This window comes from Nonomuraea sp. NPDC001636, assembly GCF_040298265.1.
GTDB lineage: Bacteria > Actinomycetota > Actinomycetes > Streptosporangiales > Streptosporangiaceae > Nonomuraea.
Genome location: NZ_JBEOZT010000003.1, coordinates 54236 through 71086, shown reverse-complemented (window position 1 = coordinate 71086; position 16851 = coordinate 54236). Strand labels below are relative to the sequence as shown.

Genomic DNA, 16851 nt, shown 5'->3' with positions numbered 1-16851 from the left:
GCCCCGCAACGCGTTTTCTCAGGTGTACCGGGCGCGCATGCGCTCGCAGAAGTCGTCCGACAGCTTGGTCATCAGCCTGGACAGCTCGGCCCGCTCGGTCTCCGGCCAGTCGGACAGCACCTCCTCGAACCACTCGGTGGTGACCCGGCGGCACCTGCTCGCCACCTCGGCCCCCTCCTCGGTGAGCGCGATGCGCCAGGCCCGCCGGTCGTCGGGGTCGCGTACGCGCTCGACCAGCCCGCGCTGCTCAAGGGCCGCGACGTGCCTGGTCACGTGCGGGCTCTCGACCTGCAGCCCCTCGGCGATCATGCCGATCCTGCGGGGCTCGCCCGCGTCGAGCAGGTAGACGATGATCTGCACGTCGGGCCGGTCGAGCCGGATGCCGGCCGCCTCGGTGAGCCATTCGTGGGTCTTGGCGCGGTTGAGCGTGACGACCAGCCGCCGGAAGGCCGACACCGTCCTGTTGAGATCTTCGCCCATCTGTTTGCTTACCTAACTTACGTATGTATCATCGTTGCTCGGTTACTTACCCAAGTTATCTAAAGGAGCCGACATGGCGACAGCCGTCGCACCCGCGGCGCGTGAGACGTCGATGCGCAATCCCTGGCCCACGGTGGTCTCCCTGGCGTTCGCGGCCTCCATCGCCGCCCTCCAGAACACCGCGGTGGTCCCGTTGCTTCCCGTGCTGCAGCGGGAGCTGCACGCCTCGCTCTCGGCCGTGAGCTGGACGCTCACCATCAGCCTGCTGGTCGCCGCGGTCTCCACGCCGCTGCTGTCGCGCTTCGGCGACATGTACGGCCGGCGCCCGATGATCCTCGGCGCGCTGGGCCTGCTGGTGGTGGGCTCGGTCATGGCGGCGATGGCCACGTCGCTGACCTGGTTGATCATCGCCCGGATCCTGCAAGGGGCGGTGTCCGCGCTGGTCCCGTTGTCGATCGGCGTGGTCCGCGACCTGCTGCCCAGGCAGCAGCTCGCGACCGGCATCGGCGTGCTGAGCGCGACGATGGGGTTCGGCAGCGGCGGCGGCATGATCCTGGCCGGGCTGGCCGCCGGTGACTACCACCTGGTGTTCTGGATCACCGGCGGGATCTCGGCGGTGGCCGTCGTGATCCTGGCCTTCCTCGTGCGGGACGTGGCGCCGGCCGGCAAGGGCCGTCCCGACCTCGCCGGGGCCGCGCTGCTGACCGCCTGGCTGGTCGCGCTGCTGCTGGCGATCAGCGAGGGCGGCTCGTGGGGCTGGACGTCGCCCGGCGTGCTCGGCCTGTTCGCCGCGGCCGCCGTGCTGGCCGTGGTGTGGGTGCTGGTCGAGCGCAGGGTGGCCGAGCCGCTGGTCGAGATGTCGATGCTGGTGCACAGGGGCACGATCGGTGCGACGGTCTCCTCGATGCTGCTCGGCTTCTCGTTCTTCACGATGCTGACCGGCATGTCGCAGTTCGCCCAGGTTCCGAAGGCGACCGGCTTCGGCTTCGGCGCCTCCACCCTCCAGGTCGGGCTGTTCCTGCTGCCGAGCACCCTGTTCATGCTGGTCATCTCGCTGTTCGCGGGGCGGATCATGCGCCGGTTCGCCGCCTCGTTCATGGTGGCGACGGGCGCGGGCGTGACCGGGCTCGCGGGGGCGTGGCTGGCGTTCGAGCACGGCAGCCCGGCCACCCTGTACGTGGCCTCGTCCCTCATGGGCATCGGCCTCGGCATCGGCTACGCCGCGCTGGGCACGATGGCCGTCGAGCACGTCGAGCCGTCCAGGACCGCGCTGGCCGCGGGCGTCAACGCGCTGGTGCGCATCGTGGGGGGCAGCGTGGCGGGCGCGGCCATCGCCGCGATCCTGGCCGCGCGGCCCGGCGTCCTGGGCTTCCAGTGGGTGTTCGGCACCGCCGCGGCGGCCGGGCTGGTCGCGGCGGTGTTCGCCACCGTCTACGGAATGCTGAACAGCCGGGCCGTCACAGCGCCTTCAGCCCACTGATCACTTCCAGCAGCACCTTGGCGTCCGGCGCGGGGGGCGGCAGCTCGACCTGGACGAGCTGCCGCGCGTGCAGGTCGCCGACCAGCACCCGGACCACGCCGATGGGCAGGTTCAGCTCGGCGGCCACGTCCACCAGCCGGGTCGGCTTGGTGCACTTCTGCATGATGATCAGGTGCTCGGGCCCGAGCCCCACCGGGGGCGTCAGCCCGCCGGCGGTGACGATGACCGCGATGAGGTCGATGGCCTCGCTCGCGGGCACCGTACGGCCCCTGGTCAGCAGGTAGGCCGGGACGATCGGACCGGCGTCCTCGTCCAGCCAGCGCTCGTCACTCACTTGGCACCACCCGCATCACAGGACGGGCGGGCTCCTTCACGTCGGCCTCCGGTTCCGGATCGGCGACGTGCTCAGCCGGGATCAACACGATCGCGGTGGTCCCTCCATATGGTGAACCGCGTAGCGTCACGCGGATGTCGTGCCTGGCGGCCAGGCGGGAGACGACGAAAAGCCCCAGCTTGTCGCTGTCGGCCAGGTCGAACTCGGGTGGGCTGGCCAGCCGCTCGTTGAGTTCGGCCAGCTCCTGGGCGCTCAGCCCGAGCCCGCGGTCCTCGACCTCGAAGGCGAAGCCGCGGGCGGTCTCCTCGCCGCGCACGATGACCTGCGTGTGCGGCGGCGAGTAGACGGTCGCGTTCTCGATGAGCTCGGCGACCAGGTGGATCACGTCGCCGACCACCGGCCCGGCCAGGCGCTGGCCGGACATCGGCTCGACGGTGACCCGGCGGTAGTCCTCCACCTCGGCCGTCGCGCCGCGGGCCACGTCGAGCAGCGGCACCGGCTTGCTCCAGCCGCGGCCCGGGGTGGCGCCGGACAGGATGATCAGGCCCTCGGCGTGACGGCGCATGCGGGTGGTCAGGTGGTCGAGGCGGAACAGGTCGTCCAGGGCCTCGGGGTCGGTGGCGCGGTGCTGCATGTCCTCCAGCTGGATGCGCTGGCGGTGCAGCAGGGCCTGGGAACGCCTGGCGAGGTTGCGGAAGACGTGCCCGACGCCCTCGCTGAGCTGGGCCTGGCCGATCGCGGCCTCGACGGCGGTCTGCTGGACGGTGGAGAAGGCCTGACCGACGTCGCCGATCTCGACCGTGCTGGTGGCCACCGACAACTCCGGCATCTCCACCCTCTCGCCCTTGCGCAGCTTGGCCACCACGTGCGGCAGCCGCTCCTGGGCCACCTCCAGCGCGGCGAGCCGGAGCGCGCCCAGCTCCTTCGACAGCCGGTTGCCCATCCGCAGCGAGAACACGATCGACACGATGACCAGCAGGAAACACGTGCCGGCCAGGATGAACGCCCGCGACAGCACCTGGTCGGCCACGGGGTCGGCGCGCGAGTTGAGCAGCGTGCTGGCCCGCATGAGCGACTCCGCGTACGTCTTGGAGATCGACTCGGTGGTGCTCAGCCAGCCGCGCGGCGGCATGGCGCCGGCGATGATCCGGTCCTCCATCAGCCGCATGCGCTGGTAGACGGGGGAGGTGACGAGGGAGACCTGGGTGTCGCGCAGGCTCGGGTCCAGCTCGCCGAGCCCCTGGTCGATGAGGAAGCGCCGGTTGCCGACGATCTGGGTGAACTGCCGGCGTTCCGACGGCGTGACCGGGCCGAGCGCGATGGCCTGCTCCCTGGTCAGCAGCTCCTTGGCGTAGCCCAGCTCGATGATCACGCGGGACTGCTCGTAGATCGGGATGTCGTCGATGAGCGCGACGCGCCGGTGCAGGCCGTAGAGGGAGTCGATCACGGTGTTGTACGCCTCGCCGGCGAGCAGACGGTCGGACAGGCCGTCGTCGATCTCACCCCGGATCGCGTCGAGCCTGCCGAGCTGCGTGTACACCGCGTCCACCTGCGTACGGATCTCTTCCGATCGGTCCTTGGAGTTGCTGGAGAGCTTTCTGAACTCGTCCCTGGCGGCGTCGGTGCGGGTGCGCTGGTCGGCCACGTCCTTCGGGGAGGCGGCCCGGCGCAGCAGCTTGGCCGAGGAGAGACGCTCGTGCTGGAGCTCGCTGATCAACTTGTACGCCGGATGGCGGAGGTTCGTCCAGAGTGTCTTGTACTGACGCAGCTCCAGGCTCTCGCCGACGGTGACGGCGGTGATCACGCCCCACAACACGACCATGGAGGTCAGGGGCACGAGTAGTAGTCCGATGATCTTCATGCGGATCGTCCGGCTGCGACCCATGGCACCTCACTCCGGTCGGTCCCCTGCTGGCAACCCCGGACGGGACAAGCCCAGAGGATAGCAATTCGATCACCCAATTGCCCAATTTTTCGGGACTTTTGGACATCTGTCCGTGATCTTGCAGTAGGTTTCCCCCAAATCGGTTACAGAGGGAGATGCGTTGCGCCGTCGTCTCGCAGCGGCCGCCGCGCTGGCGCTTCTGTCGGCCTGTTCCGGGCCCACGGAGGTCCCCCGGCCCCCCGCCGCCGAGTCGGTCTTCGTGTACGCGCAGAACCTGGACGTCATCTCCGACTGGGACCCCGCGAGCTCCTACTCCAACGAGCTCATCGCCTTCCAGAACGTCTACGAGACCCTGACCCTCTGGAACCCCTTCACCAAGAAGTCGGCCCCCCGCCTGGCCACCTCCTGGCGCTCGACGCCCGACGGCCGCACCTGGACGTTCACGCTGCGCCAGGGCGCGACCTTCCACACCGGCCGGCCGGTGGACGCCGCGGCGGTCAAGGCGTCGATCGAGCGCACGATGAAGACCGGCGCGGGCGCGTCCTACATCTGGGACGCCGTCTCCTCCGTCAAGGCCGAGGACGCGAGCACGGTCACCTTCGCCCTGAAGTACGCCGTGCCGCTCGATCTGGTGGCCTCCTCCGGGTACGCGGCCTACATCTACGACACGCAGGCGGCGCCCGACCTGCGCTCATGGCTCGGCGCGGGCCGGGACGCCGGGTCGGGGCCGTACACGGTGGCGGCCTGGCGTCCGGGCCAGGAGGAGGAGCTGACGCTCAAGGCGTACCCCAAGTACTGGGGCGGATGGGACAAGCCGCACTACAGCACGGTCAAGTACCGCGTCGTGCCCGACCCCGACCGCGCGTGGCGGATGCTGGCCCGCGGCGAGGTGAGCTTCGTGGACCGGCTCAGCCCCCGGCTGTTCGCCAGGGCCGCGGTCACGCCCGGGGTGCGCACCAGCGAGCGGGACTCGTACCAGACGGCCCTGCTGCTGTTCAACACCGCGAGCGGCCCGATGAAGGACGTGCGGGTGCGCCGCGCGGTGCAGAAGGCCGTCGACTACCGCGGCCTGGTCAGGGCGCTCAGGGGCGCGGTCGCGCCGGCCAGCGGCATCGTCCCCGAAGGGCTGACCGGCCACGTCGCCGGCCGCGCGCCCCGGCAGGACCTGCCCGGCGCGGCGGCCCTGCTGGGCCGCGCCGGGTACGGACCCGCGGGCCGGCCGCTGCGGCTGCGGCTCACCTACGCGCAGGGCGACCACGACCAGCGGCTGCTGGCCACCAGCCTGGCGGCGGAGCTGAAGCCGCTGAACGTCACGCTCGACGCCCGCGCCATGCCCTGGAACGCCCAGTGGCAGCAGGGCAGGAAACGCGGCCAGGACATCTTGGTCATGTACTGGTGGCCCGACTACGCCGACGGCTACTCGTGGTTCGGCAACGTTTTCCGCGGCGGCGAGCCGCCGGTGTTCAACCTGGCCTACCTGCGCGACAGGACCCTGGACGAGCTGCTCGAAGGGCTTCCCGAGCTGAGCGTGACCGACAAGGAGGCCGCGCAGGCGGCGTACGAGCAGGCCACCGGACGCGTGCTCGACGTGCGGGCCGCCGCGGCGCTGCCCTGGGTGGTGCGGTACCAGAGGGCCTACCTGGGCGGCGTCCAGGGGTACGACGACAACCCGGCCTACCCCGACGTGGTCTTCGCCTACGAACTGCGCCCGTCCGGCTGAGCCGCCTCCGCCTCCGCCGCCGCCTCGACGCGCGCACGCAGCCGCGTCCTGATCTCCTCGGGCGTGTACGCCCGCCGCCTGCGTTCGGCGCGCGCGATCACCACCCCCGTGGCCGCGACTCCCGCGATTCCCGCCAGACCGAGCATCTTCCACCAGCGCATGTGCCTAGGCTAGCGATGTGCTGACTCTCGACGAGGCCGTCAAGGTGACCAGGACCGGCGATCTGTGGATCTTCCGCGGCAGGTCCGTGCCCGACCGGGCCATCCAGACGATGACCAACAGCCCGGTCAACCACGTGGGCATGGCGATCGTGATCGAGGACCTGCCGCCCATGATGTGGCACGCCGAGCTGGGCAGGTCGCTGCTCGACCTGTGGGCGGGCAGCCACCAGCGCGGCGTCCAGCTGCACGACCTGCGCGACGCGGTCACCGTCTGGGCCGACCGCTACGGCCAGCGTCCCTGGCTGCGCCAGCTCGAACCGCAGGCCACCCCCGAGATGGAGGACGCCGCGCTGCGCGTGGTCGCCCGGCTCGACGGCACCCCGTTCCCGTCCACCGCCCGGCTGGCCGCCCGCTGGGCCAGGGGCCGGGTCCCGCGGCGGGCCAGGAAGGAGGCCACGCTGGAGAGCGCGTACTGCGCGGAGGTCGTGGCCGTCACCTACGAGGAGATGGGCCTGCTGCCCGGCGGGCGGCGTCCCAACTGGTACGACCCGGGCAGGTTCTGGAGCGGCGACGACCTGGAGCTGCTGATGGGCCGCCGTCTCGGCCGCGAGATCACCGTGGGAGTGCCGCGTACGCGGGCCTGACCCTGGCCAGCGGGATCGTCACCACGACGAGCGCGGCCACCAGCACGAACCCCAGCCGGTAGCCGGTGTGCCCGAGCACCAGCCCGAACCCCGTCGCGCCCACGCCCATCCCGGCGTCGTAGGCCAGGTTCCACAGGGCGCTGAAACGGGCCGGCTCGCCGCGCTGGAGCATCACCGTCAGCGTCGCGTTCTGCAGCACCCCGAACCCCGCCCCGAACAGCGCCATCCCGGCCACGACCGGCACGGGAGTGGTCGTCCACGCCTGCAGCGCGGTGCCCGCGGCGGCGGCGAGCAGGCCCGGCACGAGCAGCCTGGCCGGGCCGTGGCGGTCGCCGAACCGGCCCGCCCACCAGCGGGCCGCCGGCGTGGCGAGCGACTGGGCGAGCAGGGCCGCCGAGGCCAGTCCCGGCGAGCCCGCCAGCGGCAGGAACGTCACCAGCACGCCGACGGAGACCGTGACCGAGGCGAAGACCAGCATCGGCGCGGCCAGCCCGCCCGTCCGCCCGCCCGCGCCGGCCGTGACGGGCCGGCCGGCGGGCAGGCCGGTCACCGCCACGAGCCCGGCCAGGGGCAGCAGCCCGGCGACCACGAGTACGGGCGCGAACCCGAGCACGTCGGCCGCCCACAGGCCAAGCGGCAGGCCGGCGACCGAGGGCACGCCGACGGCCAGGCCGTACAGGCCGAGCCCCTCGCCGCGGCGCTCGGCGGGCACCAGGTCGGCGGTGAGCGCGGTGCCGGCGACCACGAGCACGCCGAGGCCCGCGCCGCGCAGCAGGGACACGGCCAGCACCAAGGGCAGCTCCGCCGACAGCGGCAGCAGCAGGGCGGGCAGGCCGAGCAGGACCAGGCCGAGCGCCATCGCCGCGCGGTAGCCGTGCCGCGACAGCAGCCAGGGGACGGCCAGCTCGGCGAGCACCGTGGACAGCATCATCGCGCCGGTGGCCAGGCCCGCGCCGGACGCGCCGGAGCCGCCGGTCGCCGCGTACAGGGGGACCGTGGAGAACAACAGGAAGAAACCGAGCATCCCGGTCACCGAGGCGGCCATCATCAGGCTTAACGAACGCGTCATCACGCCATCGACGATGACAAATCCCGTTCTGGGCGGGATCGGGCATGATGCGTAGCCGCCTCTTCATAATGAGGGGTGTGTTCGTGGGACGTGAGGCCGAACTGGGCCGGCTGGCCGCCGCGTGGGCCCGTACCCCGAGTGCGGTGCTGGTCGTGGGCGAGGCCGGGATCGGCAAGTCCAGGCTGGTCGCGCGGTTCGCCGGCGGGGCGGACGCGCTGGTGGCCGAGGGCGGGGCCGATCCGGGCGGGCCGGCGTACGCGCCGTTCGTGCCCGTGCTGCGCCGCCTGGTCAGGGAGTACGGCGCCGGGCTCGTGCCGGGCGGCGGGCGCAAGGGCCTGGCCTGCCTGCTGCCCGAGCTGGGGGAGCTGGACGACACGCCCGACCTGGGCCGCGCCCGGCTGTTCGAGGAGGTGCTGCTGCTGGTCGAGCGGGCCGCCGAGCGCCGTCCGCTGGTGATCGTGCTGGAGGATCTGCACTGGGCCGACCAGGCCGCCCGCGACCTGCTGGCGTACCTGCTGCGCAACCTGACGCGGCCGGGCGCGATGGTCGTCGCGACCTCGCGCGAGCCGCTGCGGCTGCCCGGCGCCGAGGTGGTCAGGGTGCCGCCGCTCGGCCGCGACGAGGTGGCCCGCCTGCTCGGCCGCGACGACGTCGACGCGATCGTGGCGCGCAGCGAGGGCAACCCGCTGTTCGCCGAGGCGCTGGCCGAGGCGGGCGACACGACCCCCGCCTCGCTGCGCGAGCTGCTGCTCGCCGGGGCCGAGAAGCTGCCGGGGCCCGGTCTCGACGTGCTGCGGATCGCCGCCGTGGCCGGGCGCAGGACGCCCCACGAGGTGCTGCGCCAGGTCGCCGGGCTCGACGACCTCGCGCTCGACGAGGCGCTGCGGCCGGTCGTCCGGGCCCGCCTGCTGCTCGTGGACGGCGACGCCTACGTCTTCAGGCACGCGCTCATCCGCGAGGCCGTCTACGACGACCTGCTCCCCGGCGAACGCCGCCGCCTGCACGCCCGCTGCGCCCCCGCCCAGCCCGAGCTGGCCGCCGACCACTGGCTCGCCGCGGGCGACGGGCCGCGCGCCTTCGAGGCCGCCTGGCGGGCCCGCAGATGGGACCTGGTGCTGGAGCTGTGGGCGCACGCGGACGGCCAGGACCACGCCCAGGTGCTCGAAGACGCCGCCAGGGACGCCCTGCGCGCCGGCGACGCCCACCGCGCCGACGACCTGGCCGGCCGGGCGCTCGCCGAGGTCGCCGACCCGCTGCGCGCGGCCCACCTGCTGGAGCTGCGCGTCGCCATCCGCGACCTGCACGGCGAGGAGGGCCTGGACGACCTGCGCGAGGCCGTCCGGCTGGCCCCCCGCGAGTCCCGGCTGCTCGGCGCCCTGGCCTGCACGCTGGCCTGGCACGGCCAGGACGAGGAGGCCCGCGCCCGCGCCGAGGAGGCGTACGCGCTGGGCGACGCCAGATCCCTGGTCACCCTGGCCGCGCTCGCCGCGCTCGACGACGACCTCGCCACCGCCTCCGCCCTGTACGCCCGCGCCCGGATCAGCGCGCCCGACGACGACACGCTGCTCGTCTCCTACGCCGGCGAGGCCGACGCGCTGGAGGCCGCCGGCGAGCACGCCAGGGCCGAGGCGGTCGCGCGGCGCGGCATCGCCGAGGCCGCCCGGCTGGGCCTGGCCCGCTCGCGCGGCGCCCACCTGGCCGCCAACCTGGCCGAGCCGCTCGCCTCGCTGGGCCGCTGGAAGGAGGCCCGCGAGGTCGCCGCCCCCGCGCTCGCGCTCGACCCGCCGCCGATCTACCGCGCCTGGATCCTGCTTGTGCTCGGCACGGTCGCGGTGCAGGAGGGCTCGCTGTCCACGGCCGGCGCGCTGCTCGCGCAGGCCAGGCCGCTCATGCGCGGACGCTCCCGCGGCTACGACTCCTGCCTGGAGCCCGACCTGCTCGAAGGCCGCCTGGCCGAGGCCGGGGGAGACCTGGACCGGGCGCGCCGGCTGGTCGACCACGTGCTGGCCGAGCACGACCTGACCCGCAGCCGCCGCTACGCCTGGCCGCTGCTGGCCCTCGCGGCCCGCATCGGACGGGTCCGCGCCGCGCCGCCGGGCCTGCCCACCGTCGGGCGGCTGCAGGAGGCGTACCGGGCCACGTTCGAGGCCGAGCTCGGCGGCTCGTGGGCGGACGCGGTGGCCGCCTGGCGGGCCGTGGGGCAGCCGTACGGGCTGGGGCGGGCGCTGGTCGGCGCGGCCGAGCGGGACCCGGCGCGGGCCCGCGAGCCGCTGCGCGAGGCCCTGGCCATCGCCGCCGCGCTCGGCGCGGAGCCGCTGCGGCGGCAGGCGGAGGCGGCGGCGGCCACCGCCCGGGTGACGCTGTCGGCGACGCCGGGGCTGTCGGCCCGCGAGCTGGAGGTGCTCGGCCTGGTCGCCGAGGGCCTGAGCAACCGGCAGATCGCCGAGCGGCTGTTCATCTCGGCCAGGACCTCCGGCGTGCACGTGTCGAACATCATGGCCAAGCTGGGCGCCGCCTCGCGCGTGGAGGCCGCCGCCGTCGCCCGCCGGACCGGGCTGATATGAACTCCGGCATGACAACCGTGAACGTCGCCCTCGTCGGCGTGGGCAACTGCGTGTCGTCCCTCGTGCAGGGCGTCGAGTACTACCGCGACGGCGAGGCGCCCGGCCTGCTCAACCCCGTGTGCGCCGGATACGCCGTCTCCGACGTGCGATTCACCGCCGCCTTCGACGTCGGCCGGGCCAAGCTCGGCCTGGACCTGTCGCAGGCGATCTGGGCGCGGCCGAACAACTCCCGCCGCTTCGCCGACGTGCCCTGCCTGGACGTGCCGGTGCGCGAGGGCATCCTGGCCGACGGCGTGGGCGCGGGCTCGGCCGGGCTGGTCGAGCCGAGCGGCGCCGCGACCGTCGCCGACGTGGCCGCCCACCTGCGCGCGACCGGCTCCCAGGTGGTGGTGAACTTCCTGCCCACCGGCGCCCAGCGCGCCGCCGAGCTGTACGCCGAGGCCGCGATCGAGGCCGGCTGCGCGTTCGTCAACTGCATGCCCGCCGTGCTCGCCCGCTCCGAACGCTGGCGCGACCGCTTCGCCGCGGCCGGGCTGCCGCTGCTCGGCGACGACCTGAAGAGCTCCTTCGGCGCCACGCTCGTGCACCGGGCGCTGGTCGACGCCCTGACCGCGAGCGGGGTGCGGCTGCGCGACGGACACCAGCTCCTGGCCGGGGGCAACATGGACTTCGTCAACCTCCAGGACCCGGCCAGGATGGCCGGCAAGCGGGCCACCAAGGCGTCCGGCGCCGGCACCGCCACCCACGTCGGCGCCCAGTACCTGCCCTTCCTCGACGACCGCAAGATCGCCTTCATCCGGCTGGAGGGCGAGGGGTTCGGCGGCTCCCCGCTGGAGGTCGAGCTGCGGATGGTGGTGGAGGACTCGCCGAGCGCGGCGGGGAACGTCCTCGACGCCGTGCGCCAGGCCAAGGCCGCGCTCGACGCGGGCACGGGCGGCTTCCTGCGGGACGTCTCGGCCGTCCTGATGAAGGCGGTCTGACTCCGGACGCCGGGACCGGCCGTGGCAGGCTGGGAGGATGCGCCTGGCGACCTGGAACGTGAACTCGGTCAAGGCACGGCTGCCGCGCCTGCTCGACTGGCTGGCCGCGACCGAGCCCGACATCGTCTGCCTGCAGGAGACGAAGTGTCCCGCGGAGTCGTTCCCCGTGGCGGAGGTGGGCGAGCTCGGCTACGCCGCCGCCGCCCACGGCGACGGCCGGTGGAACGGCGTCGCGGTCTTGTCGAGGGTCGGGCTGGAGGAGGTGACGCCGAGTTTCCCCGGCGAACCGGGCTTCGCCGAGCTCGACGGGGTGGGCGCCGCCCGTCCCGAGGCCCGCGCGCTCGGCGCGACCTGCGGCGGCCTGCGGGTCTGGTCCCTGTACGCCCCGAACGGCCGCGCGGTCGGCTCGCCGCACTACGCCTACAAGCTGGAGTGGTTCGCCGCGCTGCGGGACGCGCTGGCCGAGGAGGCCGGCTCGCCGCTGGTGGCCTGCGGCGACTACAACGTGGCGCCGACCGACGCCGACGTCTGGGATCCCGCGCTGTTCGCCGGTTCCACGCACGTCACCCCCGCCGAACGCCGCGCGCTCGCCGAGCTGCTCGACCTCGGCCTGCGCGACGTGGTGCCGACGCCGATGAAGGGGCCGCACCCGTACACGTACTGGGACTACCGGGCCGGGATGTTCCACCAGAACAAGGGCATGCGGATCGACCTGGTCTACGCCAGCGCCGACGTCGCGGAACGCGTGCGGGCGGCGTACGTCGACCGCGAGGCGCGCAAGGGGAAAGGCCCCTCGGATCACGCTCCCATCGTGGTGGATCTCGACCTGATAAATTAATCAACAAACAGCTGCCAGACGAGTATCGTGAGTAACCAAATGTGCGGGGGCACGCTTCTTCTTCAAGACCGAAAAGGGGGCCGTGTCGTGGAACCTGCCGATGGTCGTGTCATTCTGTTCGTCCTCATCGGGCTGGCCCTGTTCGCGCTCGGACGCCGCTTCCAGAACATGATCATGCTCAGGCAGGTCTGGAAGCAGACGCAGCGGCAGGTGACGGTGCGGCGGGAGACCGCGCACAACGCGGTGAAGGGCCTGGTCGCCGTCACCGCCGTCGCCGCATTCGTCATCTGGCTGGCGATCAATCTCAACCGGATAATGAGTTAACCGCCATTTAGCTGATTACCGCGATTATCCGGAACGGCGGCGGCGCAGGCCCCATGCGGTGAGCACGGCCAGCCCAGCCGCCGCCATTCCGACCGCGCGGGTGAGCCGGGCGGCGCGCCGGATGTCCTTGACGCCCGGCTTGGGGCCGTCGCCCATCGTGGGGCGGTGTTCCGTCCTGCCGCCGTACACGTTCGTGCCGCCGAGGGTGACGCCGAGCGCGCCGGCGAAGGCGGCCTCGCACCTGCCCGCGTTCGGGCTGGGGTGGCGGTGGCCGTCCCGCCGCAGCGTCCGCAGCGCCCGGACGGGGTCGTCGGCCAGCGCCGCCGTCAGCAGTCCCGTCACGCGGGCCGGCACGTAGTTAGCCACGTCGTCGAGCCGGGCCGCGGCCCAGCCGAACCGTTCGTAGCGGGGGGAGCGGTGGCCGATCATGGCGTCCAGCGTGTTGACCGCCCGGTAGGCCAGCAGCCCCGGCACGCCCGCCACCGCGCCCCAGAACAGCGGGGCGACCACGGCGTCGGAGGTGTTCTCCGCCAGCGACTCCACCGTCGCCCTGGCCAGCTCGGGCGCCTCCAGCTCCGCGGGATCGCGGCCGCACAGGTGGGGGAGCCTGGCCCGGGCCCGCCGGAGATCGTCCTGCTCCAGGGCCTCGGCCATGTGCACGCCTTCGCGGGCGAGCGTCGTGCCGCCGAGCACGGCCCACGTGGCGAACGCCGTCACCGCCGTGCGGACGGCCCGGTCGCCGCTCCTCTGGGTCAGCACGCCCAGGGCGGCCGCGCCCCCGACGCAGATCCCGACATGGACCACCCCACGCCACCTCGTGTCGCCGTACGACGACTCCTCCAGCTTCGCCGCCGCCCGTCCGAACAGGGCGACGGGGTGGGCCGAACTGCGCGGATCACCGAGAACCTGGTCGAGTGCGACACCGAGCGCGAGACCTAGCGGGTCATACCAAATGGGCATGAAGCTCATCTTCGTGCACATCCAGCCACGCTGCCGCCCGGCGGATGCGTTCCCCGGCGCCGCCCGTCCACATCTTGGCCCAGTTCCCGCCGGCCCGCGCCCGGGTGCGCATGACGTCGTAGGAGCGGTGGAAGCGGAGCCTGGACAGTTCGAGCAGCCGCCGGCGTTCGCGCGGCACGAGGCCGTAGGCGTCGCAGAACAGGCGGATCCTGGCGCCGACGTCGGCGTCGCGCTGGAGGGGGTGACGGTCGACCGGGTCGGCGATCGGGGCCCAGTGGCGGAGGGTGGTGACGATGTCGAACAGCCGGGTGGTGGGGCGGGCGAGGTCGAAGTCGATCAGCGCGACGGGGGTGGCTGCGGCGGTGTCGGGGTCGTGACGGAAGATCACGTTGTCCGGCGTCAGGTCGCAATGTCCGATGACCTCCGGCGCGCGGTCGTCGTTCGACCCGCCTTCCCATCTGCCGGCGTCGAGCGGGAACCCGGCGGTCGCGTCGTGGAACTCCCTGACCAGCCGCGCCAGGTCGACCAGGAACGCGTCCGTCGAACCGGCCCGGCACAACCCGCTCCGCCCAGGGACGTACGTGAGGATCTCGCGCCCTAAGCCGTCCGTTCCCAGGACCCGCGGCGCACCCCCGAACCCGGCTGCCTCAAGGTGTCTGAGCAGGGCGTGCACGGCGGGCGTGGCCGGACCGACCGGCCTGCGCACCGTGTCACCGACGCGCACCACCCCGTCTGTCACGTCCCCGCCCTGCAGGGGAATCTCATGCAGGAGCGTCGCGACCATGCCACAACAGCTTAGCCCCATTTGCCCCACGGCCGCCTGCCCTTTACCCCGTCCCCTCCCTCCCGCCCTGCCCCTCTTCCCCCGCTTCCGGAACGCCCTTCTCCTGCATTTCGGACCGCCCTGCCCCGCCGGTCCCGGAACCATCACCTTCGCCCTTGTCCCGCCCCCCGACGCCTTCACCACCGACGGACGCCGTGCCGCACGGAATCCCCAACCTGTGCCGTTTCGCGAGCCTGGCCCCGAACCCGTGCCCTTTCGCGAACCTGTGCTGTTCCACGAGCCTGTCCTCGAACCTGTGCTGTCTCGCGAGCCTGTCCCCGACCCGTACCCTTTCGCGAACCTATGCAGTTCCACGAGCCTGTCCTCAAGCCTTTGCTGTCTCGCGAGCCTGTCTCTGAAGGCGTGACCTCCCGCGAGCCTGACCTCGAGGCCGCCGGGCCCCTCGAATTCCGCGGCCGAGTGTCGTACCGCCCCCGCCCCTCAGCCACCCCCTAGCCTGAGGAACCGTGCCCATCCTGCTCTCCTTGGCGGCCTTCCTCATGACGCTGCTGGGCGGGCTGGTCGCCGACCGCGTCAAGAACAACCGCCACCTCGTGCTCGGCGCCGCCGCGGGCGTGATGCTCGGCGTGGTGGCCTTCGACCTCCTCCCCGAAGCCCTCACCCGGGACGCCGTCCACGTGCTCGGCGTCCCGCTCCCGATGCTCATGTTCGCCCTGGCGTTCCTCGGCATCCACATCGTCGAACGCTCCATGGGCATGCACGACGCGCACGAAGGCGACTACGCCGCCCACCGCCACGCCCGAGCCGGCGTAGGCGTCACGGCCGGATCCGCCCTCGTCGTCCACAGCCTCCTGGACGGCGCCGCCATCGGAGCCTCCTACCAGACGGACGCCTCGCTCGCCGTCGCCGTGGCCATCGGCGTCATCGCCCACGACTTCACCGACGGCTTCAACACGTACACGATCACGTCGCTGTACGGAAACGCCCGCCGCCGCGCCTTCACCCTCCTGGCCCTGGACGCCCTCGCCCCCGTGATCGGCGCCACGCTGACCTTCCTCATCGCCATCCCGGCCCACGTCCTGACCGCCTACCTGGGCCTTTTCGCCGGATTCCTCCTCTATCTGGCCATCTCCGACATCCTCCCGGAGGCCCACACGACCAGACGCGCCACCGGCTGGACCCTGGCCGCCACGGTCACGGGAACCCTCTTCATGTGGCTGGTGATCGCCCTGTCGGCCTGACACGACCAGAACGTGTGCGTGACAAGTCGCCGGATCATGCACAATAAGGCAGGAGCGCCCTTAGCTCAGCTGGATAGAGCACCGGACTTCTAATCCGACGGTCGCAGGTTCGAATCCTGCAGGGCGCGCTTCTCCACCTGCGGAAACTCCAGGCGCTGTCGCGTCTGTTGGCGGCATGAGGCAAATGTGGGGCAACCCTGAGTCAGCTCCCGAGCTGTCGCCCCAGTGCGGACGCCGCGTTCAGCGCCAGCTCGGCTGTCTCGCGGGCTGCTTCGTGGGCCACTTCCGGTAGCACCGAGACGTAGGTGTCGGCGGTCAGCACGATGCTGGCGTGCCCCAGCATGGCCTGTACCACCTTCAGGTCGGCGTGCGCGGCCAGCGCCAGCGTGGCGGCGGCATGGTGCAGATCGTGCAGCCGGATCGGTGGCAGCCCGGAGGGAGCCACCAACCGACGGAACCGGCCGGTGAGATAGTCCGGCCGCAGCGGCGCACCTGTAGCGGTGGTGAGCAGGTACCCCGAATCTTGCCAGCCTGCAGTCGCCGTCGCGCTCAGCTCCTCCTGTCGCTCGCGGTGCCGCATCAGCACCTGCACGGTCTCTCTATCCAGGGCCACTACCCGGCAGCTGGCGGCGCTCTTCGGCGGGCCGACCATGACCTGGCCGTCGGCGTGCACTCGCTGCTGCGCCACCGTCAGCTCCGCGCCTTGGAGGTCGGCGTCCGTCCAGCGTAGACCGGCCAGCTCGCCCCGCCGCAGGCCGCGCAGCGCGGCCAGCCACCAGGCGGCGTACAGGCGGTCCTGTGCGACGCTGGTCAGGAATGCTGCGAGCTGATGTTCGGTCCAGACCGCCACCGCCGGACGCTCTCCCGCTTGATGCCAGCGGGCCGTCCGCCCGGCGGTCCAGACGACTGGATGCGGTCGCCGCGGACGGGGGAGTTCGGCGCCGTTGGCCGGGTTGACCGGGATCAGCCGGGCACGGACCGCCGCGTTCAGCGCGGCCCGCAAAGTGGCGTGGATCCGCACCGTGGTGGCTGGGGACAGTCGAGGGCCAGTCGGCGAGGGACGGGACGCGAGCGTCGTGAGTAGCCCGTTGACGTCGCGGGAAGTCAGTTTGTGCAGCCTGATCTTTCCCAGTCGAGGATCGAGGTAGAGGCGGATGTGCGTCGCGTAGCCCTGCCGGGTCGATGGACGGAGGGCGTTCTTGGTGGTCAGCCAGCTGCCAGCCACTGCCCGAGCGTGCATCCGGCCCCTGCGCCGTCGAGGTCGGCAGCGGCCAGGGCCCGGCCTGCCGCTTACGCTTCCTCGAGGTCGGTGTAACCGCCTTGGCGGATGCGCTGCCGTTGCCCGTCCAGGCCGCGTATCTGTACCGCGAAGTACCAGCTGCCGTGA

The 16851-nt window shown here is 72.6% G+C and carries 16 protein-coding genes and 1 tRNA gene; 9 read left to right on the top strand and 8 right to left on the bottom strand.

The window, feature by feature from the left end:
- Positions 1–18 precede the first annotated feature (18 nt).
- The gene (locus tag ABT158_RS07330; protein WP_352351891.1) at positions 19–480 is read right to left on the bottom strand and encodes a MarR family winged helix-turn-helix transcriptional regulator; all 462 of its coding nucleotides are present in this window, start codon (positions 478–480) and stop codon (positions 19–21) included.
- A 73-nt stretch (positions 481–553) separates the two neighbouring features.
- Here ABT158_RS07330 and ABT158_RS07325 point away from each other — a divergent pair, with 73 nt between their 5' ends.
- Positions 554–1960 (top strand): MFS transporter, encoded by a 1407-nt coding sequence (locus ABT158_RS07325; protein ID WP_352351889.1) that lies wholly within the window; start codon positions 554–556, stop codon positions 1958–1960.
- Here ABT158_RS07325 and ABT158_RS07320 read toward each other — a convergent pair.
- Positions 1938–2294 carry a DUF742 domain-containing protein gene (locus tag ABT158_RS07320; protein WP_352328721.1) on the bottom strand — a complete coding sequence of 119 codons (357 nt, stop codon included), beginning with the start codon at positions 2292–2294 and terminating at the stop codon, positions 1938–1940. The genes ABT158_RS07325 and ABT158_RS07320 overlap by 23 nt on opposite strands.
- Complete coding sequence (locus tag ABT158_RS07315; protein ID WP_352351887.1) at positions 2287–4179, bottom strand: sensor histidine kinase; 1893 nt, start codon at positions 4177–4179, stop codon at positions 2287–2289. Before ABT158_RS07315 ends, ABT158_RS07320 begins: the two co-directional genes overlap by 8 nt.
- 160 nt (positions 4180–4339) lie before the next feature.
- Here ABT158_RS07315 and ABT158_RS07310 point away from each other — a divergent pair, with 160 nt between their 5' ends.
- On the top strand, positions 4340–5899 hold the full coding sequence (locus ABT158_RS07310) for an ABC transporter substrate-binding protein (protein ID WP_352351885.1): 1560 nt from the start codon (positions 4340–4342) through the stop codon (positions 5897–5899).
- Here ABT158_RS07310 and ABT158_RS07305 read toward each other — a convergent pair.
- Complete coding sequence (locus tag ABT158_RS07305; protein ID WP_352352353.1) at positions 5875–6060, bottom strand: hypothetical protein; 186 nt, start codon at positions 6058–6060, stop codon at positions 5875–5877. The genes ABT158_RS07310 and ABT158_RS07305 overlap by 25 nt on opposite strands.
- 20 nt (positions 6061–6080) lie before the next feature.
- On the opposite strand from ABT158_RS07305, the gene ABT158_RS07300 reads away from it, so the two are divergent.
- On the top strand, positions 6081–6704 hold the full coding sequence (locus ABT158_RS07300) for a hypothetical protein (RefSeq protein ID WP_352352347.1): 624 nt from the start codon (positions 6081–6083) through the stop codon (positions 6702–6704).
- Here ABT158_RS07300 and ABT158_RS07295 read toward each other — a convergent pair.
- A complete protein-coding gene (locus ABT158_RS07295) occupies positions 6673–7773 on the bottom strand; it encodes an MFS transporter (protein ID WP_352351883.1) in 1101 nt (366 codons plus the stop codon). The genes ABT158_RS07300 and ABT158_RS07295 overlap by 32 nt on opposite strands.
- Before the next feature lie 77 nt (positions 7774–7850).
- Between ABT158_RS07295 and ABT158_RS07290 the strand changes: the two genes are divergently transcribed.
- The 4 genes from ABT158_RS07290 (at position 7851) to ABT158_RS07275 (ending at position 12479) form a co-directional block, all read left to right on the top strand.
- Positions 7851–10337: an ATP-binding protein gene (locus ABT158_RS07290; RefSeq protein ID WP_352351881.1), complete on the top strand. Its 2487-nt coding sequence runs from the start codon at positions 7851–7853 to the stop codon at positions 10335–10337.
- 8 nt (positions 10338–10345) lie between these two features.
- A complete protein-coding gene (locus ABT158_RS07285; protein WP_352351879.1) occupies positions 10346–11317 on the top strand; it encodes an inositol-3-phosphate synthase in 972 nt (323 codons plus the stop codon).
- A 37-nt stretch (positions 11318–11354) separates the two neighbouring features.
- On the top strand, positions 11355–12155 hold the full coding sequence (locus ABT158_RS07280; protein ID WP_352351877.1) for an exodeoxyribonuclease III: 801 nt from the start codon (positions 11355–11357) through the stop codon (positions 12153–12155).
- 87 nt (positions 12156–12242) lie between these two features.
- Complete coding sequence (locus ABT158_RS07275) at positions 12243–12479, top strand: hypothetical protein (RefSeq protein ID WP_352328020.1); 237 nt, start codon at positions 12243–12245, stop codon at positions 12477–12479.
- Positions 12480–12503: 24 nt separating this feature from the next.
- Here the strand turns inward: ABT158_RS07275 and ABT158_RS07270 are convergent, their stop codons facing one another.
- Both ABT158_RS07270 and ABT158_RS07265 read right to left on the bottom strand, forming a co-directional pair.
- Positions 12504–13439 (bottom strand): cobalamin biosynthesis protein, encoded by a 936-nt coding sequence (locus ABT158_RS07270; RefSeq protein ID WP_352351875.1) that lies wholly within the window; start codon positions 13437–13439, stop codon positions 12504–12506.
- Positions 13423–14223, bottom strand: coding sequence for a phosphotransferase (locus ABT158_RS07265; RefSeq protein ID WP_352351873.1), 801 nt, complete (start codon positions 14221–14223; stop codon positions 13423–13425). The genes ABT158_RS07270 and ABT158_RS07265 overlap by 17 nt, the downstream gene beginning before the upstream one ends.
- A 506-nt stretch (positions 14224–14729) precedes the next feature.
- On the opposite strand from ABT158_RS07265, the gene ABT158_RS07260 reads away from it, so the two are divergent.
- On the top strand, positions 14730–15464 hold the full coding sequence (locus tag ABT158_RS07260) for a ZIP family metal transporter (RefSeq protein WP_352351871.1): 735 nt from the start codon (positions 14730–14732) through the stop codon (positions 15462–15464).
- 54 nt (positions 15465–15518) lie between these two features.
- Positions 15519–15592 (top strand) — tRNA-Arg (locus tag ABT158_RS07255).
- Between the two features lie 74 nt (positions 15593–15666).
- Here the strand turns inward: ABT158_RS07255 and ABT158_RS07250 are convergent.
- Positions 15667–16689, bottom strand: a complete 1023-nt coding sequence (locus tag ABT158_RS07250) for a tyrosine-type recombinase/integrase (protein ID WP_352351869.1) — start codon at positions 16687–16689, stop codon at positions 15667–15669.
- Positions 16690–16851: the final 162 nt, after the last annotated feature.